A 26,320-nucleotide genomic window follows, 5' to 3' on the forward strand; every position below is an offset into this window, starting at 1 on the left:
AACGAATTGGAGTATCAGCATGGCTGAGAAGAGCACGCCCGAGAGCAGCACGCCCGCCAACGACGTACCCATCCCCGGAGCTCCCTCAGTGGAGCCGCCGGCAGTGGAAGAACGGACCGAACCGCAAAGCCCGTTGCCGCCGAAGCCGGACCAGGACGCGCCGGAAATGGTCTCCCCGACCGGGACGCCCACGGGAGCGCAGAAGAGCGCCAACAGCCAGAGCGGTGCCTATCTGACCACCGCGCAGGGTGCCCGGCTGTACGACACGGACCACTCGCTGAAGGCCGGGCCGCGCGGTCCCAGCCTGCTGCAGGACCACCACCTGCGCGAAAAGATCATGCACTTTGACCATGAGCGGATCCCGGAGCGCGTGGTCCACGCCCGGGGTGCCGGCGCGCATGGTGTCTTCGTGGCCAACGGCGCGGCCGCCGGCGTGACCAAGGCCGGCTTCCTGGCCGCCGGCGTGGAAACCCCGGTTTTCACCCGGTTCTCCACCGTTGTCGGCTCGCGCGGATCGGCGGACACCGTGCGCGATACCCGCGGTTTTGCCACCAAGTTCTATACGGACGAGGGCACATTCGACTTGGTGGGCAACAACATTCCGGTCTTCTTTATTCAGGACGGCCTCAAGTTCCCGGACGTGGTCCACGCGGCAAAGCCCCATCCGGACCGGGAAATCCCGCAGGCCCAGAGCGCGCATGACACGTTCTGGGACTTCGTCTCGCTGCACACCGAAGCACAGGCACACACCATCTGGTTCATGGCCGACCGGGGAATTCCACGCTCCTTCCGCACCATGGAGGGTTTCGGCGTGCACACGTTCCGGCTGCAGAACGCTGCAGGCGAGACGACGCTGGTCAAGTTCCACTGGAAGCCGAAGCAGGGTATCCATTCGCTGGTCTGGGAAGAAGCCCTGATGATCAACGGTGCGGATCCGGACTTCCACCGCCGCGACCTCGCCGATGCGATCGAAGCCGGCGCCTTCCCGGAGTGGGAGCTGGGCATCCAGACCTTCCCCGACACCCCGGACGAGATGTTCGAGGGTATCGACCTGCTGGATCCCACCAAGATTGTGCCCGAAGAGCTGGCCCCGGTGCAGATCATCGGCACGCTGACGCTGAACGCCAATCCCACGAACTTCTTCGCCGAAACCGAGCAGGTCGCCTTCCACCCGGGACATTTGGTTCCCGGCATCGACGTCACCAACGACCCGCTGCTGCAGGCGAGGCTGTTCTCCTACCTGGACACCCAGCTCAGCCGGCTCGGCGGGCCGAACTTCGCGCAGATCCCGATCAACCGTCCGCATGCTCCGGTCAATGACATGTTCCGCGACGGCATGCATCAGACTGCGGTGCATGGTGGCGTGGCCCCGTACCGGCCGAATTCGCTCGACGGCGGCTGCCCGTTCCTGGCCGGCGAGGACATGAGCGCCTACATCGAGGTGCCGCAGGAGCTGCCGGCCGCGGCGAAAGTCCGCGAAGCACCGGCGTCGTTCGATGACCACTTCAGCCAGGCGCGGCTGTTCTTCAAGTCGCTCACTCCCGTGGAGCAGGAGCACGTGGCCCAGGCGTACACCTTTGAGCTCGGCAAGTGCTATGAGGAGAACATCCGGGTCCGCCAGCTGCAGGCATTGGCAAATATCGACGGCGAACTCTGCGCCAAGGTGGCCGAGGGCCTGGGACTGCCGGCGCCCGCGCCTACCCGCACGCTGGAGGACGACGTGCAGCCGAGCCCCGCGCTGTCCCAGCTGGGCAAGTCCTGGCCGCTGGCCGGACGGGTGGTGGGCATCATTGCCGACGACAGCAGCGACCAGGACGCCCTGGCAACGGCGCGCGAAGCCATCCACGCCGGCGGCATGGTCCCGCTGATCATCGCGCCCAAGGGCGGCAAGCTGCCCGGGGGACTGACCGTGCAGCGGACCTACCTGACGGCACGGTCGGTGGAGTTCGACGCCATCCTGGTGGCCGGTTCTGCGGCACCCGGAGCGGACGCAACCGCCGGACGGGATGCGAAGGCGGGCGACCCGACCGGCCATCCCGCAGTGGACCCACGGGTCAGCCTGATGCTGGCCGAGGCCTACCGCCATGCGAAGGCGATCGGCGGCTGGGACCACGTTGCCCACGCGCTTGCCGCAGCCGGCATCCCCGAGGAGGCACCCGGCGTCGTTATTGGGGACGGTCCGGCGGTGCTGGAAGGCATTGCCGAACTGCTCGCGAAGCACCGGGTCTGGGAGCGCTTCCCGGTCTCCGCTTAACTCCGCAGGCAACTCCCGCCGGGGCGGCTTCGGCTGGCCGGCGGGAGGCTGCGGGCCGCGGATAGGAAGTCAGGCGTCAGGCGGGCTGTTGGCCCGAGGTCTGGGTGGAGTTTCCCGCGGCCTGTTCCGCCTGGACGTTGCGCAGTTTGCGGATCAGCTTGAGCGCCGGCATCGGGAGCGCCGTGCGGATCCGCAGCCGCCAGCGGCGTTTTTTGGCGGCGGCGAGCCGGTCCGCGTCCACGGTCAGTTTCCCCGCGCGAGCCCGGCCCGCGTAAGTAGCCAGCAGATCCGCCAGCGGAACGGTCTGGGAATGGAAGTAGTTGTCCCGCAGCCAGGTGGCCTCCGGGTGGAAGAAGTGCCCGGCCTTCAGATCGGCCAGCGTGCCCAGCAGCCCGGAACCGACGAACACCCGGTTCAGCATCTCTTCGTTGACGCCGAAATCGGACAGGATCAGAACCGGCAGGCCGGCGTCGATCGCTTCCAGGGCGGCCGTGGAGCTGACCGTGACCATGGCGGTGCCGGGCACCAGCTGCTCGGCCATGGACCCGGTGCAGAATTCCAGTTCGTGGCCGGCCACGGCACGGGAGGCGACCAGTTCTCCCCACAACGTATCGAACGGGTGCTGCTCCAGATGCGTTTGCGGTTCGCCGGCCCAGGCGCGCAGTTTCACGCGGACGCGGTAGCCGCTGCGCCGCGAGAGCGCCGCCAGCGCCTGCAGGATGGCGACGCGCTCGTCCTTCAGGACGGGGACTTTTGCCTGCGGGGCGAAGACCACCTGGGTCAGCGGTTCCTCCACAGGCTCCGGCCGTGCGGGCGATTTCAGGAAGGGGAGCCGGGACACCAGGACGCGCTGTTGGAGACCCAGCTGATCGGCCAGGTCACTGAACGCGCGGCATTCGGCATGGCTGTGCGTGATGAACGCGTCGCCCAGCGAGCGGAACTGCAGCGCCTTCTCGGTGGCGGGGAAGGCCACGCCGGGCAGGCCCGACACCAGTGCCGGTCGCGGGGTGAGCCGGCTGGCGTGCAGGTAGACCTCTTCGGCCACGGGGCCGGTGGCAGCAGCAAGTATGACGTCGGCACCCGCCAAGGCGGTGCGCAAGCCTGAAACGGGAATCACCGGCGTCGTCATTCCGGCGCAGAAGGTGCCGGCCACCGCCGCGGTGGTCTGCTCCCGCGTCGGGGCGATGGGGGAGCGGACCAGCAGGACCTCGCGGTCCCATTCCGGGCCGAGGGCATCGAGGGTGGCGCAGGCGAACTTGAGGTAGGAATCGCTGTCGGCCACGGCCACGATCTTGTGCCGGGCTCGGCGCGGCTGCCCGGGCACCGCGGCGGCCGCGGTGTAGGCGATGCCCGCGGACTGGAAGCCGTTCGTGCCACCGGGCTGGTTGCTGCTCATGCCGCCCCCAAACCGTCGTCGAGGGAGCTGCTGAGGTGTCGGCGCAGTTCCTGCGTGGTGCCCGGCGTCCACCAGTCGGCCGGCACCGGTTGACCCTTGAGCGGGACCGAGTTGGGAGCCAGGATGAGCCGCAGCGAAGCGAGCACCGTGGATGGCAGGGCACGCACGGTCTGGTTGGAGCGCAGTCCGCGCAGCCGCATTTCCACCGGGATCGTGTGCTCGTTCACGGTGATCAGCGGGTGTTCGGCGAGGGCGTCCAGCACCTCGGGAGTTTCCCGGCGGTGCGGGAAGTAGCCCACGGGGCCGTCTTCGGTCAGGGACCGGACCCAATCCATGTAGGGCTCGGCCCGGATCAGTCCGTCCGCCGGCATTGCGGAGCCGACCACCACCGTGGGTTCGTAGATCGTCTCGGTGACCGGCTGGGTGCCGAGCCACTCAAATTTGTGCCGCTCCAAGTGGCCACCTAGTGCCCGGAACTTGGTTTCCAGTGCCGCGGGGACGGGCAGCGCCGTGAATACCAGGAGCCTGCCCTGACCGGCGAGCCGCCGCAGCGCCCACCAACTGGCCAGGCCCAGGGCCTTCCGTGAGGCACGGGCTGCGGCACGCGGCCGGATCAACGGAGCCGGCCGGTCCCGGGCCAGGGTGGCCAACAGCTTCAGGGTGGCGAGGCCGTCGTCGAGAATGACCACTTCTTTGCCGCCGGCGCCGCGCAGCAATTCGGTCTGGACCTTACCCGAGTAGGCGTCGCCGATCACCCAGCGGTCCAGCCCCGGCTCCCGCAGCGGCGGGATGGTCGAGGTCGGCGCGGCGAAATGCACGCCGGCCGGAACCTGTTCCATCAGTGAGGCCAGGGTGGCGTTCATGCCGATGGCGTCGCCGCGCGGATGGATGGTCGTTTCGCGGCCCAGCAGCCCGGCACCGTGGGCTTCGACGGCACTGAGCAGTTGCAGCGGGGACTCCGCCCAGACCGCTGCCCGGCCGAAGCGCGGCCGGGCTACTTGTTGCGAGGGAAGCACTGCCTGCGTCATTTGCCCAGTACGGTCAGGACACGCTTGGCGGCCCGCCGTCCCACACGGCGGACCCGGCCCAGCGGCAGGAGGACCTGGCGCCCCGGCAGGGCACCGGGCAGGTCCAGCTTGGTCAGCCGGCGGCGCTTAAAGTAACGCATGTCGGACGTGTGCTGGGCCTGGTGCAGGAAGGCAACGGCGCTGTCGCGGGCGACTTCCAGGGTCTCGGCCTGCATGCAGTAGGACACGGCTTCCACCAGCTGCTGCAGCGGCGCGGCCGGAACCGCCGCCGTCGTATTCTGCGCAGCCTCAACGGCGGTGGGCGTGGTGGTCTCGTCCGCCGCCTGTGCGGTCTCAACCTGTTCGGCCGGGGCGGTGTAGTCCCGCTCGAGGAGTGCGTCGATGATGGTCACCGGGATGCGGTTGCTGTTCTGGTACGGGGTGAGCCGTTCCAGCAGGATCTCGGTTCCCACGGCTGCGGCGTCGATCTTGAACAGGTATTTGGCAGTCATCAGCGCGGTGGAGAAGCAGCTGACCACGAGCTCGGGCCGCAGCCGCTGCATGACCACTTCTGCCGGGCTGGTGGAGGTCATGACCTTCAGGTCCAAACCGAGTTCGACGGCGGCGGCCTGGATGGAGGTCACCGCGCCCGGGCCGGCGCTCGGGTGGGGTTTGAAAATGCAGTGCCGGATGCCGCGGTCGGTTGCCTTCTGCAGCATGTCCCGGTGCAGCTCGATTTCCTCCTCGGTGGAGAGGATGCCCAGCTCGGAGAGATACTGGCCCAGGATCAGCGCCGTGCCGCCGGCAGCCGGTTCGCCGTCGTTCGTGCTCGCCGCCGGCGTTCCTGCCAGTGCGGCCGGCCCCTCGGTTTCCTCGGGCAGGGCGGCGGCGAGTTCTTCCATGCGGCGGCGCAGGGCGGCGGCGTCGATCGGAACCAGCTGCGGGTTGTGCTCGCGCAGCAGCTGGGGGACCAGGCCGGGCACCAAGTCCACGTACAGCAGCGAGTCCAGGCGCTGGGCCAGATCGCGCGGCAGCCGGTTCCGGGTGGGGCCGTAGCTCATCAGGCCGTCGGAGTGGACGGAGATCGTGGCACTGGCAAAAACACGGCAAAGCGCGACGGCGGGATTGACCTGGATCGACTCCACATAGAGGTGCAGCGGGCCGTCGCCGAGCTCCCACTTCCCGCGGAGCAGCCGCTCCCAGATATCGAGTTCCTCGCCGCGCGGGTTGAACTGGCCGGGCCGGCGGGGCCAGAGCAGCTCGCTCAGATCCACCGTCCGGTCGAAGCGGGAGGCCGCTTCAGTAAAGCCGGCGGACTCGTGGAACGGAACGGAAACTTCCGGTATCAGGGCACTGTTGGTCAGGACGAGGATACGTTCGGCGCCGCGCTCCGGGATGCGGCCGCTATCGACGGCCGCTGCCAGCGAAATGCACTGGTACAGCGTTGAGACGACAAAAAGCTCTTTCATGCGGCGCTCCGAAGTGCAGGTTTGATCAGCTGGCGGCGCTTGTGGTCGAGCAGCGCCAGGCTCTCCGCGGACACATGTTCCGGCAGGGTGTCCAGCGTAGCCCGGATGCCGGTGTTCAGCTCGCCCAGATAGTGCTTGTCCATCTGTTCGGCGCGTTTGAGCTGGTGGCAGGCGATGGCCAGGAACTGGCGGGCCGCCTTGGGCCAGAAGCGCTCCGGCTCCGGGTCTTCGGCGACCAGTCGGAAGACCTCCTGGAAGCACGGCAGGAAGTCCAGTTGGCGGCGGTCGAAGACCTGGGTCAGCGAACTGGAAACGCCGCGGCGGTAGAAGGCGCCCAGCTGGGTGCTCACGGCATAGGACTCGGCCTTCAGGTGCAGGCGCCAGACCCAGGGCCGGTCTTCAGCGGTTTGCCGGCCGTCGAGGAAGTGGAGCATCCCCGCGTCCTTGAGTCCGCCGTCGAAAATCCCGAAGGGCGGGAAGGGGTAGTCCACCATCGTGGAGAGGTTGTACGGCGCAATATCGTCGCGCGGGTTCAGCCGGACCCCGCGGCGGGCCTGCGGAGCCTTGTGGATGGTGCGGATCCCGTTGGTGTGGCGGATATGGTCCACGCGGAGGAAGTCCACGCCCAGCTGTTCGATCTCCGCGGTGATCTTGGGCAGGTGGCCGGGAGCGTACCAGTCATCCGGATCCAGGAAGGTGATGTAGCGGCCGGTGGCCTCGTCCAGACCGTGGTTCCGGGCGGTGGCCACCCCGTGGGCGGTCTCGTTCCGGAGGATCTTCAGGCCGGAGAGCTGGCTGGTGAAGGCCGCTGCCAGCTCCCCGGTCCCGTCGGTGGAACCATCATCGATGACGATGATCTCCATTACCGAGGGGTCATCGAACTGGCGCATCAGGCTGGTCATCGAATCGCGGATGAAAGGGGCCTGATCTTTCGCAGGAACGATGACACTCAGTAATGGCTTGTTCATAGGTACTTATGCATCCACTCGGCGCAGGCGGGACAGCGGGGCCAGCTCGCCCGGGAAGACCTGCTTGACGCCGTCGCCCATGGCATCTTCGAGGATGCGGATGTCGCGGACCAGCGCTTCGAGGCCCTTCGGCTCGAGCGAGGACGCCTGGTCCGAGCCCCACATGGTGCGGTCCAGGGTGATGTGGCGTTCCACGGTCACCGCGCCGAGGGCAACGGCGGCCAGGGAGATCTGCAGGCCGCGCTCGTGGCCCGAGTAGCCCACCGGCACCTGGTAGCGCTCCTGCAGCGTGGTGATCATGCGCAGGTTGGCCTCTTCGGGGGGCAGCGGGTAGGTGGAGGTGGCGTGCATCAGGATCAGGTTATCGGTACCGAGGGTTTCCACGGCCTTGTCGATCTGCTCGATGGTGGACATGCCGGTGGAGAGGATGATCGGCTTGCCGGTTTCGCGCAGGGCGGTGAGCAATTCGATGTCGGTGACCGAAGCGGAGGCAACCTTGTGCGTCAGCGCGCCGGCCTCTTCCATGAACGCCACGGAGGGAACATCCCACGGCGAAGCGAAGCAGTGCAGGCCCTTGTCAGCAGCGTGCTGGATCAGCTTCTCGTAGATGGGCATGTCGAACTCGACGCGGTAGCGGTAGTCCAGATAGGTCATTTCGCCCCACGGGGTGGAACGCATCTTGTCGCGCATGTCGGCGGGGGTGGAGATTTCCGGGGTGCGCTTCTGGAACTTCACGGCGTTGGCACCGGCGGCGGCAGCGACGTCGATCAGCTGCTTGGCGATCTCGATGTCGCCGTTGTGGTTGATGCCGATTTCGCCGATCACGTAAACGGGCTGGCCTGCGCCGACCTGAACGTCACCGATAGCGACGGGTGCCGGAGCGCCGGTGGGAAGGTAGTTCTGGGTTGCTTCGGTAGTCATCAGGAGGCTCTTTCTGTCATTTCTGCAATTGCGTTCCGGCTGCCGGTGGCGGCGGCCGTGTGGGCGGCGAGGACGAGTTCGCAGATTTCGCGGACCGCCCCTTCACCCCCGTTGTGCGACAGCACGATGCGCGCTGCCGCCTTGACCTCTGACCGGGCGTCCGCCACGGCCACGGGCCAACCGACCTTGCCCATGGCGGGCAGGTCGTTGACGTCGTTGCCGACAAAGGCAACGCGTTCGGGATCAAGTCCGCGCACAGCCATCCATTCGGAGACTGCTTCGGCCTTGTCCCTGACGTCCTGGACGACGTCGACGCCGAGCTTGTTGGCCCGGGCGGTCACCACCTGGTTTGTCTCGGTGGAGAGGATCAGTTGGGGCACTCCGGCCCTGCGCAGGCGGGCAATGCCCATGCCGTCGCCGCGGCTGACGCGGACGAACTCTTCGCCTTCGGAGTTGACGAAGGCATGGTCGTCGGTGTGGACGCCGTCGAAATCCATCACCAGGGCATCGACGTCGACGGCGGTGGCCTCGGTGGGGACAGCCATCGCCTGGACCAGGGCCAGATCTTCGAGCGAGTCGATCTCGATGGCGTGCTCGGCGGGGACCACCTGCAGGTCCAGCCGGCCGAAGAAGCGGTGCTTGCGCTCGGTGAAGCCCTCGGTGAGCATGGCGTAGAACGCGCCGGTCTCGCGGTACTGCGGTTCGCGGTCCTGGCGGCGGGGACGGAAGTCCGCGCTGTGCCCCACGGCGGTGACGGCGCCGTCGTCGTTCTTGGTCCAGAGGAAGTTGTGGTTTTCGGCGACCGAAAACGCCACGTCCGCCTCGCCGTCGAGAACCTTGCGGACCGCCTCGTTGAGGTCGGCGGGATCGATGAAGGGGGAGGTGCACTGCAGCAGTACGGTGACGACCGGTTGGGTGCCGAACTCCTGGTCGAGGGCGTCCAGAGCGTGCAGGACGGCGGATTCGCTGGTGGCTGTGTCGCCGGAGAGATCGGCCGGACGTTCAACAACGCGGGCGCCGAAACGCTCGGCCTCGAACCGGATGTCGGCGGAATCCGTGCTGACGACGACGTCGGTCACCAGGGGTGTGTTGCGGGCGGCTTCCACGGCGCGGGCCACGAGGGAACGGCCGGAAACTGGCTTAAGGTTCTTGAACGGAATCCCTTTTGAACCGCCGCGGGCAGGGATCACAACCAGAACTTCTTGGGGATCGGTGGTGCTCATTGAAGCCACCGTAGGGAGCCCGAGTGGCCGGACGGGGTGCCTAAGGTTAAGGGGAGGTTATCGATAGCCAACGTTTTGTTAACCAGGACCGGCCAGTACTGTTGGTGCCATGCCCCGGTTCCGCCCATCGCGCCGCAGATTGCCGCTGCGCATTGTGGTGCCCAGCCGCAACGATCCGCTGCTGCGCCGGTTTACCGAGCTGATCGGCGGGCCGCTGGGGCACCGGACCGCCCCCGGGATTGTGGAGCCGGGCTTCTTCACGGTGGAACGCGTGCTGATTGTGCTCACCACGCTGGCGGCGCTGCTCTCCGTGCTGGTCAAGACGCCTTGCCGCGTGGCCGGCTGGGTCCTGCCGGACTACTTCTACATGGGCTGCTACTCGGACTGGCCCGTCCTGTTCGAAACCCGCGGGCTTGCCGAGGGCATGTTCCCCTTCCTCACGCCAGGCGGTGTTTTCGAGTACCCGGTGCTGATGGGACTGCTGGCCGGATTCACGGCGCTGCTAGTTCCCGGCTCCGGGGTGTCGGCGGAACGCTCGCTGGCCTACTTCGACGTGAATGCGACGCTGGTCGCCGTGGTCTGGATCATCACCGTGATTACGACGGCGAGAATGAGCCACCGCAGGCCATGGGATGCCGCGATGGTGGCGCTGGCGCCCGGGATCGTGGTGGCCGGGACCATTAACTGGGATCTCTGGGCGGCCATGCTGGCGGCGCTGGCCATGCTGTCCTTCGCGCGCGGACGGCTGGTGCTGGCCGGGGTGTTCATCGGGCTGGGCACCGCCATGAAAATCTATCCGCTGCTGATCCTGGGCGCCGTGCTGCTGCTGGCCATCCGGACCGGGAAGTACCGGCCGCTGATGGTCACGGCGACCACCGCGGCGGGAACCTGGCTGGCCGTTAACCTGCCCTTCATGCTGGCCGACTTTGCCGGCTGGGCCTTCTTCCTGGGGTTCAGCCGCGACCGCGAGGCCGGCTACTCCTCGATCTGGTACGCCTACAACACCACTGTGCAGGGGCAAGGGCTGCCGCAGCTGGGCCCGGAGTTCATCAACCGGGCGTCGCTGGTGCTGTTCCTGCTGGCCTGTATCGCGATCGCGCTGCTGGTGCTGTCAGCCCCGCGGCGCCCGCGGCTGGCGTCCATCGTGTTCCTGATTGTGGCGGCCCTGGTGCTGACCAACAAGGTGTACTCCCCGCAGTTCGTGGTGTGGCTGGTTCCGCTGGCGGCGCTGGCCTACCCGCGCTGGCGGGACTTTCTGATCTGGCAGTTCGTCGAGCTGCTGCACTGGTGGGCCGTCTGGATGTACCTGGGGCAGTTCACCAGCGGCGGCGCGCCGGAGCACAACATCGACGGCGCCTACTATGTGCTGGCCGTGCTCGCGCATATAGCAGCGACGGCATACATCGCCTACAAGGTTGTCCGCTCCATCCTGCACCCCGAGCAGGATCCGGTCCGCCGGCTGGAGACCGACGATCCGCAGGGCGGTCCCTTCGACCGTTCCGGCGACGTGCTGGTGCTGGACAGCTACGCTGTTCACAAATGGCGTTCACGGATCGGCAGCCGGTAAACCGGCAGGAAGGCGGAACGTACATGTCACTTCCCGATGCGGCCGTGGTGGGATCCGGGCCGAACGGCCTGGCGGCGGCGGTCATCCTCGCGCGGGCCGGTCTTAAGGTCACGGTCTTCGAGGGCGGTGCAACGCCCGGCGGCGGCGCCCGCACGACCGAACTGATGGAACCGGGGCACTGGCATGATGTTTGCTCGGCAGTCCATCCGATGGCGGTGGCAGCGCCGTTCTTCCGGGACTTCGGCTTGGCAGAGCGGATCGAACTCATCACGCCGGACATCTCCTATTCGCACGTTATCGACGGCGCGAAAGCCGCCCTTGCCTACCGGGACCTGGACCGCACCGCCGCTTCGCTGGGCACCGACGGACAGGCTTTCCGGTCGCTGATGGAACCCCTGGTCACGCATTTCCGCGACGTGCTGGACCTGACCATGAACCAGTTGCTGCGGCTGCCCCGCCATCCGGTCTCGGCGCTGCAGTACGGACTGCGTTCGCTGGAGCAGGGGAGCCCGGCCTGGAATATGCGCTTTAAGGAATACCTTGCTCCGGCACTGCTGTCCGGCGTGATGGCCCATACGCCTGGCGGCCTGCAGCGGCCGGTGGCTGCCGGAGCTGGACTGATGCTCGGCTCGTTGGCGCACGCCGTGGGGTACCCGCTGCCCGTGGGCGGTTCGCAGGCCATCATCGACGAACTGGTCCGCGACCTGAAGAACCACGGCGGCAAGCTGGTCACCGGCCACAAGGTGAATTCCCTGGCCGAACTGACCGATGCCCGGACGGTGCTGCTGGATACCTCGCCGCAGGAGCTGGTCCGGCTGGCCGGCGGACGGCTGCCGCGCGGCTATGCCAAGTCCTTGATCTCCTACCGGTACGGCCCGGGCGCTGGCAAGGTGGACTTCATTCTGTCCGAACCCGTTCCATGGGCCAACGCAGAACTAGCCCGGGCAGGAACCGTCCACCTGGGCGGAACCCGCGAACAGGTTGCGGCATCGGAGAAGGAGATTGCCCGCGGACGGCACTCCGATAAGCCCTTTGTCCTGGTCTCCCAGCCGAGCGTTTTTGATGCCACGAGGGCCCCGGCGGGTCGCCATATCCTGTGGACTTACTGCCACGTGCCGCAGGGCTCCACCCGCGACATGACGGACGTGATCACCGCGCAGCTGGAGGCGGCCGCGCCGGGCTTTTCCGACGTCGTTGTTGCCTCGCACAGTATGTCCGCCGCGGAATACGAGCAGTACAACCCGAACTACGTCGGCGGGGACTTCGGCACCGGCGCGGTGGATGTCGCGCAGCTGCTGGCCCGGCCCGTACTCGGCACCAAGCCGTGGAAGACGCCGCTGGACGGGGTGTACCTGTGTTCGGCGGCCACGCCGCCTGGACCTGGAGTACACGGAATGGCCGGCTACCACGCCGCGCGGCTGGCGTTGAAGGAGGACTTCGGGCTGCCGATGCCCGCGCTGGGGCCGTAAGTGCCGGCTGCGTAGACCGGGATCCCGGCCGGTTGGTTTGGCGGGGTCCATCAGAGCCCGGATGGTTAGTCCTGCTGGACCTGCCCCTTTGTTGCTGGTAGCTCTTGTCCGGCCTGCCAGATCCGGTGCGGCCGCAGGTTCTGGTCCAGCAGAATCAGATCTGCCGGCGACCCTACGGCTAGGTTTCCTGCACCACCGCTGTCCAGACCGGCGGCACCGGCCGGTACCGAGGTGGCTGCGGCGACTGCCTCCGGCAGCGGGATCCCGGCAGCAAGGGCACGGCGCACCGCTGCATCCATGGTGAGCGTGCTGCCGGCGATTGGACCTCCGGGGGGCAGCCGGCCAACGCCGTCGTTCACTTCAACCGGGAGCGAACCAAGGTGGTAGCTGCCGTCCCTGCAGCCTGCCGCGGCCATGGCGTCGGTAATCAGGGCAACCCGGCCCGGGGCGGCTTGAAACGCCAACCGGAGCATCGCGTCATGGACGTGGTGCCCGTCTGCGATCAGTTCCAGGGTGACGTGGGGTGAGTCGAACGCCGCGGCGACCGGGCCGGGCGCGCGGTGGTGCAGGCCGTTCATGGCGTTGAAGGCATGGGTGAGGATGCTGGCGCCGGCGTCGAAAGCAGCGCGGGCAGTGTCATAGTCCGCGTCCGTATGTCCGACGGCGATCGCTACCTTGTGGTCGACCAGTCGGCGGATGGCCGCAAAACCGGGGTCCAGTTCCGGGGCGATGGTCACCTGGCGCAAAAGGCCCCCGCCGGCTTCGACGAGCCGGTCCACGGCTTCAACCGTGGGCGCCGTGAGAAAGTCAGGGTTGTGGGCGCCGCAGTGGCTGGCCGCGAGGAACGGTCCCTCGAGGTGGAAACCCTTCGCCGTCGCGCTGGCCGGAGCGTCCAGGGCCAGCCGCCGCAGCGTGGCCTCCAGGACTTCGAGCGGATTGGCGACGAGCGAGCCGAGGAGGCTGGTGGTTCCGTGGGCCAGGTGAGTGAGCGGGCCGCGGGAGGTGTCGCCGTCGTCAAACGAACCACCGCCGCCGCCATGACAATGCATATCCACGAAACCCGGCACCAGATAGGCGCCGCTGGCATCGACCTCCCGAATGGCCGCAGCCTCCTGACCGTCAACTGTTCCGGACCAGCTGCCGTTGCCCGCGTCGGTAATTCGGCCGTCCTCAAGGAGCACCCAAGCGTCGGCGTCGATCTCCCCGCCGACGATGCGACGGGCGGAATGGATGACGGTGCGCATGGGCCTCACTGTTCCCCGGGATCGGCACATCGGAAATGGACTGACTCACCTCGACAGTAGAGCGTTAGGTCCTAAACGGCGACCTGTTCCAGGGCCGTCAGCCTGCCGTCGCGCATGGTGGCGACGGCGTCGGTCAACGGGATGTACTCCGTGTCGTGGGTGACCATCACCGTGGCTACCTTGAACTCGCGGGTCACGCGGACCAGCAGCCGGACAATCGCTTCGGAGCGTTCGTGGTCCAGCGCCGCTGTCGGCTCGTCCACCAGCAGCAGCTTCGGCTCACCCATCAGGGCGCGGGCAATGTTGACCCGCTGGCGCTGCCCGCCGGAGAGCTGGTGCGGGCGGCGTCGCGCGGAATCGGCGAGGCCCACTACGTCCAGCAGTTCCAGGGCCCGGTCCTTCGACTTCTTCGGCGACCCGCCGCGCAGGTGCTCTGCGATCTGCAGCTGCTCGACGGCGGTGAGCGAGGCGAGCAGGTTGGGCTGCTGGAAGATGATGCCGATGGATTCACGCCTCAGGACGGCCGTTTCCCGCGCTGAGAGGGCCGTGGCGTCGACGCCGTCGAGGAGGACGAGTCCCGACGTCGGCCGGATCAGCGTGGCGGCAACGGCGAGCAACGAGGACTTGCCGGAGCCCGAAGGGCCTGCCAGCGAGGTGATGGTGCCGGCCCGGGCGGACAGGTTAACGCTGTCCAGGGCGGTGACCGTGGAATCGCCGTCCGGGTACTCGAGCGTGGTGTTGACGAGGTTCAGTACTGCAGTCATGGGTGTTGTCCTTAGCTGGAGAGTGCGGATTTCGGGAAGCTGGGGCTCGGTTGCGCCGGAGGCTCAGTTGCCGCCGAGGGCGGTCAGGGGATCCACCTTGGTCACGCGGCGGACCGCGACGACGGCCCCGGCCATGCCCAGGAGCACGATCCCGACGATCGGCAGCACGGTGCTGGCCGCGGTGAGCAGGAACGGCGCGGCCTGGGCAGCGAAGTAGCCGCCCAGAACCCCCACGCCACCACCGACGGCGGCCCCGGCAACCAGGACGATCGCGGCTTGGGTCAGGGCATCGCGGAGCAGGTAGCCGTCCGAGCCGCCCATGGCCTTGAGCACCGCGATGTCCCGCGTGCGCTGGATGGTCCAGACGGTCAGGAAGGCGACAATCACCAGCGCCGAGATCCCGTAGAGGAAGGCCTGCATCATCAGCAGCGAGCCGTTCTCGCTCTTGTACGAACCCAGTGCCTGGAACGAACCGGTCACGGATGTGGTCACGGTACCGGCGGCTTGATTGGCCGCGGCAGCGGCGGCTCCGGCAGCATCCCCGTCGGCCAGTTGCACCGCAACGGCGGTGGCGATCGGACCGTTGGCGGCCCCGCCGTCGTTAATATGGGCTATCTTCTGCCACTGCTCCAGCGAGGTCCAGACCACCGGCGTGTGGGAATACCACTGGTCGTCGACGACGGCGGAGACCAGCAGCTGCCGACCGGCAACTTCTGCGGGATCACCGGCGGCAACGCCCAGCTCGTCCGCAATGGTCTGGCTGAGGATCACCGTCCCGTCCGCAACGGGGGCGGGGGCGAGCCTGCCGCCGGGCTCGACTCCGAAGACTGCCACGTTAGTGGTGCCGCCGGCGGAGAAACGGGTCTGCGCGACGCCGAAGGCCTCGGCATGCTCCACCCCGTCCGCCTGCTGCCAGGTGTCCAGCTGGTCCCGGGTAATCTGCGACTCTGTGTAGGAAGCCTTCGCCTCGTTTCCTTCCGGCGCGCCGAATGCCACGGTGTTGGCCGCCGGGGCCAGCCCGGCGATGGCGGAAATGGACTGGTTGCCCAGCCCCGCCGTGAGGCCGGAGAGCATGACCAGCAGCAGGGTAATCAGGGCCACCACGGTTCCCATCAGGGCGAAACGGCCCTTCGCGAACCGGATGTCCCGCAGTGCCAAAAACACGATTTTTCCTTCTTTCGGTGGAGTGCTCGGCCGCCGTTCGGCCGCCGTTCGGCCGCTGTATCCAGCCTTTCGCGGAAGCCTCGCGGGCACATCGCGGAACCGGTTGATCCGCCGCGGACAGAGGGTTGATTCCACCGTCAACCGAATGGTTGATGCCCGTTGCCCGTGTGGTGGCTACGCTGGGAGCATGTCTGTCCCGACCGAGCCCACCGAGACCGAGGCCTGGCCCGAGTCCGGGCCGGGCTTCGCCGAAGCGAGCCGATCCGGCCGGGCACCTGCAGAATCCGGGCCCGTTCAGCCGTCGGCGGGTGCCTTGGTGCTCCGCGTGCTGCGGATCGGGCTGCACACCGGCTTCGCTGGCTTGCTTGCCTTCGCCGTCGTCCTGACACTCATCAACGCCCCGCATGCGCAGCTGAGTTGGCTCGCCTTGCTGCTGGGGCTTCTGCTGGCCGGCGTCTACCTAGCCGGCACGATCGTCGAGAAGCGGCACAGCACCACCGGGACCGGCCCGGATCCACGCCGCTACGGGGCGGCCTGGCTGGCGCTGGTGACCGTGCTCTGGGTGGCGCTCGTGGCGGTCAGCGGCAACTTCGTCTGGCTGGCCTTCCCCCTGTTCTTCCTCCACCTGCACGTGCTCCAAACCGCCCATGCCGTGTTCGCCGTCGCCATGCTGACCGGCGTGGTGATTCTGTCCCAGTGGTGGCACAACGGGCGGCTGGAACCGCCGATGCTGATCGGTCCGATGGTGGGGGCGGTGTTCGCCGTGTTCATGGCGATGGCGTACCGGGCACTGTATCTCGACGGCGAGAACCAGCGGCGTGCGCTCGCCGAGCTCCGCCGGACCCGCGCCGAGCTGGCCCAATCCCAGCACGACGCCGGGGTGCTCGCCGAACGCGGCCGGCTCGCACGGGAAATCCACGACACACTCGCCCAGGGCCTGTCCAGCATCGTGCTGGTCTCGCGCGGTGCCGCCACGGCGCTGGACGCCGGCGACACCGCGACGGCGGCCGAGCGCATCCGGCTGGCCCAGTCCACGGCCTCGGAGAACCTGGCCGAGGCGCGTCGGTTCATCCGTGGCTTGTCCTCCCCGCAGCTGGAACCGCGCGAGGACGGCGCCAGCGTCCTGGCCGACAGCCTGGCCCGGCTGTGTTCGGCCACCGAGCGGCAGGCCGCGGCGCGCGGGGACCAGCTACGCTGCCGTTTCAACCTCGACGGCGACAGCGTCCGGCTGCCCGCCCCGTACGAGGTCACGCTGCTCCGGGCGGCGCAGGCGAGCCTGGCGAACGTGCTGGCGCATGCGAAGGCACGCACCGCCGTCGTTACTCTAGGGTTTTTGGACGAGGACGTGACACTGGATATTTACGACGACGGCGTAGGGTTTGATCCTTCAAAGTACGACGGCGGCACGGGCCTTGGTTCTTCGGCGGCGGCTGGGCGCGGGGACGGGGACGGAGACGGAGACCGAGAGGGCGGCGGCTTCGGCCTGCTGTCGCTGCAGGAACGGGTTGCCGCGCTGAACGGCCGGCTCGACCTGGAATCCGCGCCGGGTGAGGGAACCGTGGTGGCCATCCGGCTGCCGCTCCTGACTGGCGTGGGGGAGGAGCGGGAGTGAGCGGGATCAGGATTCTGCTGGTCGATGACCATCCCGTGGTGCGCGCCGGACTCCGGGCCATGCTCTCCGACTTCGAAGGCATGACCGTGGCGGCCGAAGCCGCGGACGGGGCTGCCGCGCTAAAGGAGCTGGACCGTCTGGCCGCCCTGGGCGAGCCCGCGGATGTGGTGCTGATGGACCTGCAAATGGGCGCCGGCATGGACGGGGTAACGGCCACGGCGCGGATCAAGGCCAACGGCGATGCCGGGAAGGCCGCGCCGCCGGTGCTCATCCTGACCACATACGACACGGACGCGGACATCCTCGCCGCAGTGGAGGCCGGTGCCGCCGGCTACATGCTTAAGGACGCTCCGCCGGAGCAGATCCGCGAAGCAGTCCTGGCCGCCGCAGCCGGCCGCACCGCACTTGCGCCGGAAGTCGCGGCCCGCCTGATGGGCCGGATCCGCAATCCCGAGCCCGCGCTCAGCGCCCGCGAGGTCCAGTTGGTGGAACTGCTGGCCACCGGCATGCCGAACAAGGAAATTGCCCGCAAGCTCTTCATTTCCGAGGCCACTGTCAAGACCCACTTGGTGCACATTTACGCCAAGCTTGGTGTGGACAACCGCACGGCTGCCATAGCCGAGGCCACCAAGCGCCGCATCATCCGCCCGGCCTGATTCTCGCAGGGTCAGTCGGGTGCGCCCAGGAATGTCGGTTAAGGCGTCCTATGACAGGTCGCTGGCGACACCGATGGTGAAGATTTTGGGCCCGCTCCGTGTGACTCTGACCAGATCCTTCGAGACGTTTGCCCTCAGGGCAACGTCGGCGACTGCGGCATCCAGCGATTCGTTCGTGGTCGAGCGGTCCCAGATCTTGAGCGTCACGGAGTGCGATTCAAAGTTCATGCGTCGTTGCTTTCTTTGATTGAATTCCCACCTCGTCGCTGAGGCAGCGGCAACAACTCTAGCCGGAATGATGATCTTCCCTCGACTAGATTTCGCGTTTATGAACCGCCATCAGCCGCTGCTATTCCTAGCAGATCGCGTACCTGGCCGGGCAAAGACCAGGCCCGGACCGCGCGTTGGCCGACAAAGTCTACTCGTCCATGGCGATCCGGGAGCTGCTGCGCCGACCCTTTATTCACGCAGTGATCCCCGAACGCAGCGACCAGGAGTAAACCGCAAACACCGCGCCGCAGCCGTTCTCAGAGCCATCACCATCTGGCTCAAGGATCTAAGTACCCCGCGGACATGGTGCTGATGGACCTGCAGATGGGCGCGGGCATGGACGGGGTGACCGCGACGGCGCGGATCAGGGCCAACGGCGATGCCGGGAGGCCCGCCCCGCCGGTGCTCATCCTGACCACGTACGACACGGACGCGGACATCCTCGCCGCCGGAGCAGATCCGCGAGGCCGTCCTGACCGCCGAGGCCAGCAAGCGCCGGATCATCCGCCCGGCCTGACTGCAGGCTGAAAAAGCTGTAGGTGCCGGCGACAGCTCCGCGAATGTGCACAACCGTTCCCGATCGTCCCGGCAACGTTTATCCACAGTGGGGGTAACGCAGTGCATAAACGTCATACCTGCTGGTTACGGTAGAAACGATTCACCAAATCGCTCCACTTAGTCCAGTCTCTTCACTTCGTCTCTTTCAGGGGAACCTTTATGAACACCGGCCCTTCCGGTATGCCCGCGCACGGCGCGGAACTGCATGACTCACCTCCACCGCGGCCAGAGCAGGCTCCAGCAACCGTCTCCGAACCGGCTGGACCTTCAGTGCCGAGCTCCGCTGCAGAACGCGGTCCGTTTGACGGTCTCGGTAAACAGCATTGGCTCAAGGCAGCGGCCTCGGCAGCAATCACTTATGGAATTGTTCTGGGCGGATCTGTCTTCGTGCTCCTGCTGGCAGTGGCGGGTTCTCTGATGTCTGGAGCGGGGAGCGATCTGGGCCAGTCCGCGCAGGAAGCCATCGGCGTGGACCCGATGGAGAGCGGTGTCGGAATGATCTTCACCCTGCCGTTCCTGTTGGTCGGGATGGCTTTCCTTGGCCCGGTAAGTGCTTCCGGGGAGGCTGGCGTCCTGGGAATGTTCCTGAGCATGCGCGGCGAGGTTTGGGCCGTGCCAGTGCTGCTGACGGTCCTTGCAGCCCTCAGCCTGTGGTGGCTCGGCAGGCATTTTGAACGGAAGGCCGGCGTGGTCCGGACAAGCCAGCGCTGGGTTCTCGCCGCTTCCACAGGACTGGCGCTTGCCGTGATTGCCGTGGGGCTCGCAATGCTGACAGCGGTGCGCAGCGAAATGGAAGCTGTCACGCTCAACGTTGACAGTGCCTCGGCCTGGTTGTTCCTGGGGGCGTTTGCTATCGGCACAGTTTGTAGTGTGGCCGGACGCCATGCGGGCAGAGCCAAGACGCTACCGGCAGCCTCCGCTGCTGGGCAGGCTGTTGTTCGTACGGCCCAAGCGGTGCGGGTATTCGGGTGGCACGTTCTGGCGTACCTGACGGTGGCGGGCCTCGTGCTATTTGTGGCAGCAGCAGTGGAAGGCGGCGCGGCAGCCGCCTTCACCGCCCCCTTGTGGCTCCCTACCGCTGCCGCATGGGCGTATGGAACAGGACACCTCTCCGGCTTGAACGTGTTCGGCCAGCCTGGAACCATGTATGTTTTCGAAGCCGGGTGGTGGCAAGCGGCATTGTTGCTGCTGCTGACGGTGCTCGCCGCGCTTGCAGCGTCCTTGCTGTGGTCGCAGCGCCGGGGAACCGGCCGTGATGCGCTTGCTGGATGGCATTCGTGGCTGACCCTGCCGATTGTTTTCGCCTGTGGCGGAGCAGCGGTGGCCTTGGTTACCACGATCGTGGCCACGGCTGCCGGCAGTTTCATCTCCTTCTCCGGCACCATGGGATTGGCAGGCTGGACCTTTCTGGTTATGGGTATTTGGGGTGGAATCATCGAGGTATCCGCCAGGTATCTTGCGCCCGCGCTCGCCCCCTATGCCCCTGCAAAGATGCGCGGTTTTCTGACCGCGGGAGCTCCTTCCGGCGCAGCCATGAGCGTTGATCCCGGCACCTCGGCCGCGCTATATCCGGCCGCGGACTCTGCCGCTGCGGGAAGGCCAGGCCAGGCTGAAAACCAGCCGACGCCGCTGTCGGCCTCGGCAAAGAAGCGCCTCAAGATCGCCGCTTGGTCTGTTGGAGCCGTTGCCGTGGTCGGAATCGGGGCCGGTATTGCCTACAACATCTTGGCAACCGGCGCTTATGGACCTCAGGCAAAGGTGGAGCAGTACCTCACGGCGTTGCAGAACGGCGAAGCCTCTACCGCAACCGCCCTGCTGGACCCGAACGTTGCCACGGCGGAGCGCGTCCTCTTTAACGATGAGATCTTCGCGGCGGCGGAGAACCGGATTACGGGCTTCAGCATCCGGGACGTGGTGACAACAGAAGATACAGCCATGGTCGTCGCCGACGTCGTCCAGGACGCGAAGACAACACCGCTGACTTTCGAGCTAGAGCAGGAGGGCCGAACGGCCGTCGTCTTCAAGGACTGGCGCATCGCGTCCGGCGGGAGCTGGAGCTTGCCGCTGGAGCTGCCGGCAGGCCGGCAGGACATCAAGGTCAACGGCGTCGCGGTGGAAATCGCCGGCGGCCAGGAGGACTTCCAGGGTGGCGTCCGTGCCCTCGTTCCGGTCCTGCCGGGCGACTATGTGGTCTCGGCGCCGGAAGGAACCAAGTACATCAGCTACGGTTCCGAGCAGACCGTCCGGGTGCCGGTCGACAGCAGTGCGCAGCCCGAGACAGCGGTCTTCGAACAGGCGATGACGGATGCGGTGGCAGCAGATGCTGCGGCACAGGCGAACGCCTATCTCGCCAAATGCATCGAGGCAAAGGAACTGCAGCCCCAGAGTTGCCCCAATGCTGCCTTCGCCTGGCGGGATGAGGAAAACTACCGCGCGATTAGCTGGAAACTGGAGACCGAGCCGGAGTACGACGTCTCGCGGAGTTGGCTGGACGACGGATTCATGCTGACCGCCCGGAACGGCGAAGTCTCGCTCAATTACGAGGAGAACGTCTCCTTCACCGATGACCGGGAGGAATGGAAGCAGCAGGAGACAACCCGGGGACTCCTATTTACGGGCGCGGTGTCCATCGACGGCGACAAGCTGACCGTGACCTTCGATTAGGACGCCCGCGCGTCCTGCGCATCATCTTCCTGTGTGCCGGCTTCGGCCACCGCGCCGAGCCGGCACCAGGGACCGCAAGGTTCGGCAGACGGGCCGGTAACCAGCATCCGGAAGGCGCCGTCGAGGTAGGCCCTGCCGTCCCTGGCCCGCCCGATCACGACGCCACGGCGAAGACGCATCCGTTGGCCCGGTTCCAGTTTGCGCAGTTGCGGCCAGAGCAGGGCTTCCGAGGTCGAAAGGAATAACATAACGGCCCTCCTGTCACCGAGTTGGACCATTATGAACCCTCCCGGCCCTGTTTGGACCCGGCCGGCGCAAAATTGTGCCGACCCGTTATCGTTCGGGCCCGGCCGCTTCGCTGCAGGGCTTCCGTGCGAAAGCGATATATTGTGCGGTGGAGCGGGCATCACCGCACAAATAATGAACGACGGCGGTGTGCAGCTGCCCGCAGGAGGTTTGGATGCGACTGGGTACAGTACGGCGGAACGGGACAACGCAGGCGTTCCGGCAGGAGAACGGTGCCACCACCTTCCTTCCGGCCAAGGATGTCGGCGAGCTTCTGCTGCACGAGGACTGGCGCACCCTTGCCGGCGAAGAAGGGCAGGAACCGGCTGCCGCCGACCTGGACACGCCCATCCTGCGCCCCGGCAAGATCCTTTGCGCCGGACTGAACTACTACGCCCACGCCGAAGAAGTCGGCCAGGACGTTCCGAAGCACCCCACGATCTTCACCAAGATGCACAACGCGCTGGCCGGTCCCAGCGATGACGTGCAGATGCCCGAAGCCAGCCGCAAGATCGACTGGGAGGCCGAGCTGACCATCGTGATCGGCAAGACCATCCGCAAAGTGGACGAGGCCGCAGCCAAGGATGCCATCCTTGGCTACACGGTGATGAACGATGTCTCCGTGCGCGACTGGCAGGGCCGGACGTCCGAGTGGTTCCAGGGCAAGAACTGGGACCGGATGACGCCGGTGGGCCCCGTCGTCGTCACGGCGGACGAAATCGACCCGGAGGACGGCCTGGCCGTGGAGTGCGAGCTGGACGGCGTCGTCAAGCAGTCCGGCACCACGTCGGATCTGATCTTCTCCTGCGCCAAGTTGGTCTCCTACATCAGCGAGTTCATGACCTTGGAACCGGGCGACATCATCGCCACCGGCACTCCGGCGGGAGTCGGCCTGGCCCGCAAGCCCCGTGAGTGGATTCCGGTGGGCGCCGAATTGGTGACCCGGATCGAGGGAATCGGCGAGTTGCGCAACAAGTGCGTTGCGGAGCCGGCGGCGGGGTAATCCCGCGTCCGCATGTCACTTTCGGGTCACTCCGTCGTAAATGTCCTAGTGCGGCCGTAGGATCGAATGATGGGGCAGACACGGTTATTCGGTCGGGACCGCGAGCTTGCTCATTGGCGAACGCTCGCGGATACCGTCGCGTCCGGACGCAACACGGAGCTGACGGTCAGCGGACCTGCGGGTATAGGCAAGACCTCGCTGCTGGACGAAATCTGCCGCGATGCGCAGGCCCGTGACTGGAAGATCCTGCGTGCCCGCGGGGATGCCCGGCGGCAGCTGCCCGGTGCCATGCTGTGGCAGTGGTTCGCTCCGTTGGCCCAGCGGCTGCCCGCGGATGCGCCGCCCTTTGACGGCCAGGGCGCACTGCTGCACAAGTTCCTGACCACCACTGGCATTCCGGCCCAGAGCGACGCCCTGAGCTATTCGGCCTCGTGGGTGTTGCGCTCGCGGAGCCAGGACCGGCCAGTGGTCGCCGTGGTGGATGACGCCCAGTGGCTCGACGAACTCTCCCTCGGCGCCCTTCTGGATATCGGCAGCCTGCTGATCGACGTCCCCGTGCTCCTGCTGCGCGGCGTCCGGACCGGACCCGGCGCCGAACATCCCGAAGGCATCGACACAAGCGCGCTGCTGGAAGGGGACCGGATTTCGGACCGCGAACCTCACGTTCCCTCCAGTGTTCCCCTGCACTGGCAGCTGGAGCCGCTGAGCCAGAACGCCATTGAGAACTGGATTCTGGAGCGGCAGGAAAGCAACGTTCAGGTCAACGCGGCCCGGGTCCAGGCCGCCAGCGGCGGAGTGCCGTTCTTCATCCACGAGTTGCTGGAGCGGGACCAGCCGCTGGCCAGGCCAGCCGAAGCCTCGCCCAATGAGGCAGCCGTGCTGCGCGGCCGGCTGCACCGGCTGGACGCGCTGGACCGAAACGTGCTCGGCGGCGTCGTCGTTCTCGGCGAAGACGCCAGCGCGGCACGGCTGAAGGCCATGCTGGAGCTGCGCACCGCGGAACTGAACGAGTCGCTGGCCAGGCTGGAGGAAGAACGGTTCCTGGCCTCGGTGAAGCCGCGGCCGGCCATCCAGCACGCGCTCGTGGCGGAGGCGTTGCTGGCGGACCTGGGCGATGAAGAGGTTTCGGCCCTGCACCGGAGCGCGGCAGGCGTCCTGATGGCCGAAGGCGCGCAGCCGGCCCTGATCGCCGGCTACCTGCTGGAGACGTTGCCGGACGGCGACGAGGACGGTGCGCGGATCCTGCTCGCCGCTGCCGCGCAGGCACGCCGCCAGGGCGCCTACGCGCTCGCCGTCCAGCTGGCAGACCGGGCGCTGCAGGAGTCCGCCCTGCCGGACCGCCTGCGGCAGGAGCTGCTGGTCGAGGCCACCTACGCGCATCAGGGCGCGGGCGATTCACAGACCGCTGCGAGGCTCGCCGAGGACGCGTTGGAACTGACCGAAGGAACGGTCTGCCGGGTGGAGCTGCTGGTCGGCCACGCTGAGGTGCTCTACGGCATGAACGAGGTGGAACGTGCCTCGGAGTGCTTCGGCAAGGCGCTGAAGGAACTGGAAAACGACCCGGGCGACCATGGCGATTTACGACGGCGGGTGATTGCGTTGGCGGCCGGCGCGGGCTTCCAGCAACTGCAGATCGCCGCGCAGTATTCGTCCGAGCTCGCCGGGATCCTGAACCGGGACCCGTCCGAGGACGGGCCGGGGGACCGGCTGCTGCTGGTGCAGGAGGCGCTGCGCCTGACCATTAGCGGCACGGACGCGGCGCTGAGCGGGGAGCTGGCGGTCCGCGCCTACGCGGGCGGTCTCATCCTGGCCGAAAACGGGGCCGAGTCCAGCATCATCAATTTTCTGACCGGCGCCCTCAACGGTGCGGAGCGGGACGCGGACGCACTGGAGCTGCTGGACGCGGCCATTGCCGAAGCACGGGCCAAGTCCTCGCTGATGGCGCACGCCACCCTGGCCTACTGCCGCGGGGCCATCCACCTGAACCGGGGCCGGCTGCGGTTGGCACAGGTGGACCTGGAGGCCAGCATGCGCGCCGCGGATGCCGGCTGGCGAACCTACATTGAAGTGGCCGCGTTCGTGCTCGCCAGTGTCTACGTCGCCCGCGACGACCTGGAGGCGGCGGATGCCCTGCTGGCCAAGGTCCCGCTGGAGGAAAAACGTGTTCCGCTGGTCCAGGCGATGGCGCTGCAGCTGCACGGAACGGTGCTGGCCGCGCACGGCGACCACAAGTCCGCGCTGGAACACTTTACGGCCGCGATGGATCTGGCCGTGGGGCTGGGACCGACCTTGAGCGCTTGGACCCGGAGCGCGGTGGAAAGCGCGGTGCGCCTGGGCCAGAAGGAGTACGCAGCGGCGGTGGCAGAAGAAGCGCTGGACAAGGTCCGTGCCTTCGGCGCATCCCGGCTGACGGGCATGACCCTGCGGGTGGCGGCGCTCGCCCAGCCACCGGAAACCGCGGTGCTGATGCTCCGCGAGGCCATCGGCCTGCTGGAGGCGAACGAGGGGCGCTACGACCAGGCCCTCGCCTTGGCGGATCTGGCCGAAATCTGCCTCGCGGGGGAGGACACGGACAAGCTGTCAACGCACCGGCAGGAGGCGCTGGCGGCAGGCCGCAAGGCCTTGGTGCTGGGCAACCGCATCGGCGCGGCCGCCGTGGCGCGGCGCATGACCGAGCTGCTGGCCGCCCATGATGCACGGCTGCCGCTGATCGCGGAGAATAAGGCGGACCGGCTGACGGCCGCGGAGACCCGGGTCTGCTCGCTGGCTGCCAAGGGCATGACCAACCGGCAGATCGCCGCAGAACTGTTCATCACCATCAAGGCCGTGGAGTGGCATCTGTCCCGGTCCTTCTCGAAGCTGGGCATCTCCTCGCGCAAGGGGCTCGCCGGCCTCGTCGACGCCCGCGATTAAGCGCAGACGGGGCACGCATTCAGCTGGCGGCGCCGTCGTAATTCGTGTCCTGTCCCTGCTTGAGCCACGCCATGGCTTCGGACCGCGAATTGAAGAACCGCGTGGGGCACGGCGGGGTGTGCACGCCGAGGAAAAAGTTCGCGATGACCCGGTCCACGGCGGATTTGCCCAGCAGCGCTATCCGGTTCGCGGCGCAGGGAATCGAGAAGACCGCACGGGCGCCTCGGCTCACGGACTGCGTCGTCGCCATGTCAACCAGCATCGGATGCTCATCGGTGCCGGAGAGGTTGTTGACCTCCCGCATCGCGGCATGGGCGTCCTCGGCTTCGATCCGCACCCCTTCCGTCCACCGCAGGTTCAGGATCCCGTCCCCGGTGAGCTCCAGGGTGGCTTTGTCTCCTTCGATGGCGATCGGTTCCATGGCTCCTCCTGGGATGGGTGACGCTCGCTGGGCTGGAGCGAAGCGGCTGTCCTAAATGTAACGATAAACTGCCGGGCAAGGTACGGCACACCCGCTGTTACCGGCAGCCGTGGCGTTTCCGGCCACGGCGTTTCCGGCAGATCGCAGGACCGTGCCGGACCACAGCCACCCTAGCTTTTCCTAACTGGGGTGGTTAACGCTGGTCAAACGCTCTATGGCCTAGCAGAATTGATTGTGTTGGAAGCGGAACGGGAAACCGGACCGGATCCGGCAGCAGCTTAGTCCGTTGGGGGCGGCTGGGGAGACCCGGTTGTGGTGCATAGCACCGGATATTCGCGGCTGCAGATACGAAATGGCTCGAAGTGAGTTGGCTCTTGGGGAGGCCTGACTTTGAGCCATTTCGTCTGTCCGGGGCCGTATCCGCCGCGGGGCGCGGGTCTCTTCGTCCGATCCCTGGCAATGCCTGAGTCGCCCGCCGGAAGTGACACACTG

At 67.1% G+C, this 26,320-nt stretch carries 20 protein-coding genes and 2 pseudogenes; 10 read left to right on the plus strand and 12 right to left on the minus strand.

What is annotated here, in order from left to right:
- Positions 1–19 precede the first annotated feature (19 nt).
- Positions 20–2,254 carry a catalase gene (locus tag B0G38_RS02010; RefSeq protein ID WP_264667880.1) on the plus strand — a complete coding sequence of 745 codons (2,235 nt, stop codon included), beginning with the start codon at positions 20–22 and terminating at the stop codon, positions 2,252–2,254.
- A 76-nt stretch (positions 2,255–2,330) separates the two neighbouring features.
- Here the strand turns inward: B0G38_RS02010 and B0G38_RS02015 are convergent, their stop codons facing one another.
- The 6 genes from B0G38_RS02015 to B0G38_RS02040 are packed head-to-tail and all read right to left on the minus strand — an operon-like array spanning position 2,331 to position 9,238.
- Positions 2,331–3,650 (minus strand): DUF6716 putative glycosyltransferase, encoded by a 1,320-nt coding sequence (locus tag B0G38_RS02015; protein ID WP_264667881.1) that lies wholly within the window; start codon positions 3,648–3,650, stop codon positions 2,331–2,333.
- Positions 3,647–4,666 (minus strand): hypothetical protein, encoded by a 1,020-nt coding sequence (locus B0G38_RS02020; protein WP_264667882.1) that lies wholly within the window; start codon positions 4,664–4,666, stop codon positions 3,647–3,649. Before B0G38_RS02020 ends, B0G38_RS02015 begins: the two co-directional genes overlap by 4 nt.
- A gap of 8 nt (positions 4,667–4,674) precedes the next feature.
- Positions 4,675–6,126 carry an alpha-2,8-polysialyltransferase family protein gene (locus tag B0G38_RS02025; RefSeq protein WP_264667883.1) on the minus strand — a complete coding sequence of 484 codons (1,452 nt, stop codon included), beginning with the start codon at positions 6,124–6,126 and terminating at the stop codon, positions 4,675–4,677.
- The gene (locus B0G38_RS02030) at positions 6,123–7,094 is read right to left on the minus strand and encodes a glycosyltransferase family 2 protein (RefSeq protein WP_264667884.1); all 972 of its coding nucleotides are present in this window, start codon (positions 7,092–7,094) and stop codon (positions 6,123–6,125) included. Before B0G38_RS02030 ends, B0G38_RS02025 begins: the two co-directional genes overlap by 4 nt.
- Before the next feature lie 6 nt (positions 7,095–7,100).
- Positions 7,101–8,015: an N-acetylneuraminate synthase family protein gene (locus B0G38_RS02035; protein ID WP_264667885.1), complete on the minus strand. Its 915-nt coding sequence runs from the start codon at positions 8,013–8,015 to the stop codon at positions 7,101–7,103.
- On the minus strand, positions 8,015–9,238 hold the full coding sequence (locus B0G38_RS02040) for an acylneuraminate cytidylyltransferase (protein WP_264667886.1): 1,224 nt from the start codon (positions 9,236–9,238) through the stop codon (positions 8,015–8,017). The genes B0G38_RS02035 and B0G38_RS02040 overlap by 1 nt, the downstream gene beginning before the upstream one ends.
- Positions 9,239–9,347: 109 nt before the next feature.
- On the opposite strand from B0G38_RS02040, the gene B0G38_RS02045 reads away from it, so the two are divergent.
- Together B0G38_RS02045 and B0G38_RS02050 are read left to right on the plus strand one after the other, a co-directional pair.
- Positions 9,348–10,805, plus strand: coding sequence for a glycosyltransferase family 87 protein (locus B0G38_RS02045; RefSeq protein ID WP_264667887.1), 1,458 nt, complete (start codon positions 9,348–9,350; stop codon positions 10,803–10,805).
- 23 nt (positions 10,806–10,828) lie between these two features.
- A complete protein-coding gene (locus B0G38_RS02050; RefSeq protein WP_264667888.1) occupies positions 10,829–12,274 on the plus strand; it encodes a phytoene desaturase family protein in 1,446 nt (481 codons plus the stop codon).
- A 65-nt stretch (positions 12,275–12,339) separates the two neighbouring features.
- Here the strand turns inward: B0G38_RS02050 and nagA are convergent, their stop codons facing one another.
- The 3 genes from nagA to B0G38_RS02065 all read right to left on the minus strand — a co-directional run bounded on the left by nagA (position 12,340) and on the right by B0G38_RS02065 (position 15,446).
- Positions 12,340–13,518: an N-acetylglucosamine-6-phosphate deacetylase gene (nagA, locus tag B0G38_RS02055; protein ID WP_264667889.1), complete on the minus strand. Its 1,179-nt coding sequence runs from the start codon at positions 13,516–13,518 to the stop codon at positions 12,340–12,342.
- A 71-nt stretch (positions 13,519–13,589) separates the two neighbouring features.
- Positions 13,590–14,282, minus strand: coding sequence for an ABC transporter ATP-binding protein (locus tag B0G38_RS02060; protein ID WP_264667890.1), 693 nt, complete (start codon positions 14,280–14,282; stop codon positions 13,590–13,592).
- Positions 14,283–14,345: 63 nt separating this feature from the next.
- Positions 14,346–15,446 carry an ABC transporter permease gene (locus tag B0G38_RS02065; RefSeq protein WP_264667891.1) on the minus strand — a complete coding sequence of 367 codons (1,101 nt, stop codon included), beginning with the start codon at positions 15,444–15,446 and terminating at the stop codon, positions 14,346–14,348.
- A 187-nt stretch (positions 15,447–15,633) separates the two neighbouring features.
- On the opposite strand from B0G38_RS02065, the gene B0G38_RS02070 reads away from it, so the two are divergent.
- Positions 15,634–17,058 carry a sensor histidine kinase gene (locus tag B0G38_RS02070; protein ID WP_264667892.1) on the plus strand — a complete coding sequence of 475 codons (1,425 nt, stop codon included), beginning with the start codon at positions 15,634–15,636 and terminating at the stop codon, positions 17,056–17,058.
- On the plus strand, positions 17,055–17,714 hold the full coding sequence (locus B0G38_RS02075) for a response regulator (protein WP_264667893.1): 660 nt from the start codon (positions 17,055–17,057) through the stop codon (positions 17,712–17,714). Before B0G38_RS02070 ends, B0G38_RS02075 begins: the two co-directional genes overlap by 4 nt.
- Positions 17,715–17,762: 48 nt before the next feature.
- Here B0G38_RS02075 and B0G38_RS02080 read toward each other — a convergent pair whose 3' ends face one another.
- Positions 17,763–17,942, minus strand: a complete 180-nt coding sequence (locus tag B0G38_RS02080; protein ID WP_264667894.1) for a hypothetical protein — start codon at positions 17,940–17,942, stop codon at positions 17,763–17,765.
- Between the two features lie 173 nt (positions 17,943–18,115).
- Between B0G38_RS02080 and B0G38_RS02085 the strand changes: the two are divergent.
- From B0G38_RS02085 to B0G38_RS02095, 3 genes and pseudogenes are all read left to right on the plus strand, one after another.
- Positions 18,116–18,211, plus strand: a pseudogene (locus B0G38_RS02085) (IS5-like element ISAs34 family transposase); the annotation flags it as partial.
- A gap of 46 nt (positions 18,212–18,257) precedes the next feature.
- Positions 18,258–18,434: pseudogene (locus B0G38_RS02090) on the plus strand (response regulator); the annotation flags it as partial.
- A gap of 525 nt (positions 18,435–18,959) precedes the next feature.
- Positions 18,960–21,206 carry a hypothetical protein gene (locus B0G38_RS02095; protein WP_264667895.1) on the plus strand — a complete coding sequence of 749 codons (2,247 nt, stop codon included), beginning with the start codon at positions 18,960–18,962 and terminating at the stop codon, positions 21,204–21,206.
- On the opposite strand, the gene B0G38_RS02100 is transcribed toward B0G38_RS02095, so the two are convergent.
- Positions 21,203–21,454: a hypothetical protein gene (locus tag B0G38_RS02100; RefSeq protein WP_264667896.1), complete on the minus strand. Its 252-nt coding sequence runs from the start codon at positions 21,452–21,454 to the stop codon at positions 21,203–21,205. The genes B0G38_RS02095 and B0G38_RS02100 overlap by 4 nt on opposite strands.
- A gap of 212 nt (positions 21,455–21,666) precedes the next feature.
- Between B0G38_RS02100 and B0G38_RS02105 the strand changes: the two genes are divergently transcribed.
- Positions 21,667–22,494, plus strand: a complete 828-nt coding sequence (locus tag B0G38_RS02105; RefSeq protein ID WP_264667897.1) for a fumarylacetoacetate hydrolase family protein — start codon at positions 21,667–21,669, stop codon at positions 22,492–22,494.
- Between the two features lie 66 nt (positions 22,495–22,560).
- A complete protein-coding gene (locus B0G38_RS02110; protein ID WP_264667898.1) occupies positions 22,561–25,407 on the plus strand; it encodes a helix-turn-helix transcriptional regulator in 2,847 nt (948 codons plus the stop codon).
- 19 nt (positions 25,408–25,426) lie between these two features.
- Here the strand turns inward: B0G38_RS02110 and B0G38_RS02115 are convergent, their stop codons facing one another.
- Positions 25,427–25,828, minus strand: a complete 402-nt coding sequence (locus B0G38_RS02115; protein WP_264667899.1) for a DUF7793 family protein — start codon at positions 25,826–25,828, stop codon at positions 25,427–25,429.
- Between the last annotated feature and the right edge of the window lie 492 nt (positions 25,829–26,320).

Source organism: Crystallibacter permensis (genome assembly GCF_025960875.1).
Taxonomy (GTDB): domain Bacteria; phylum Actinomycetota; class Actinomycetes; order Actinomycetales; family Micrococcaceae; genus Crystallibacter; species Crystallibacter permensis.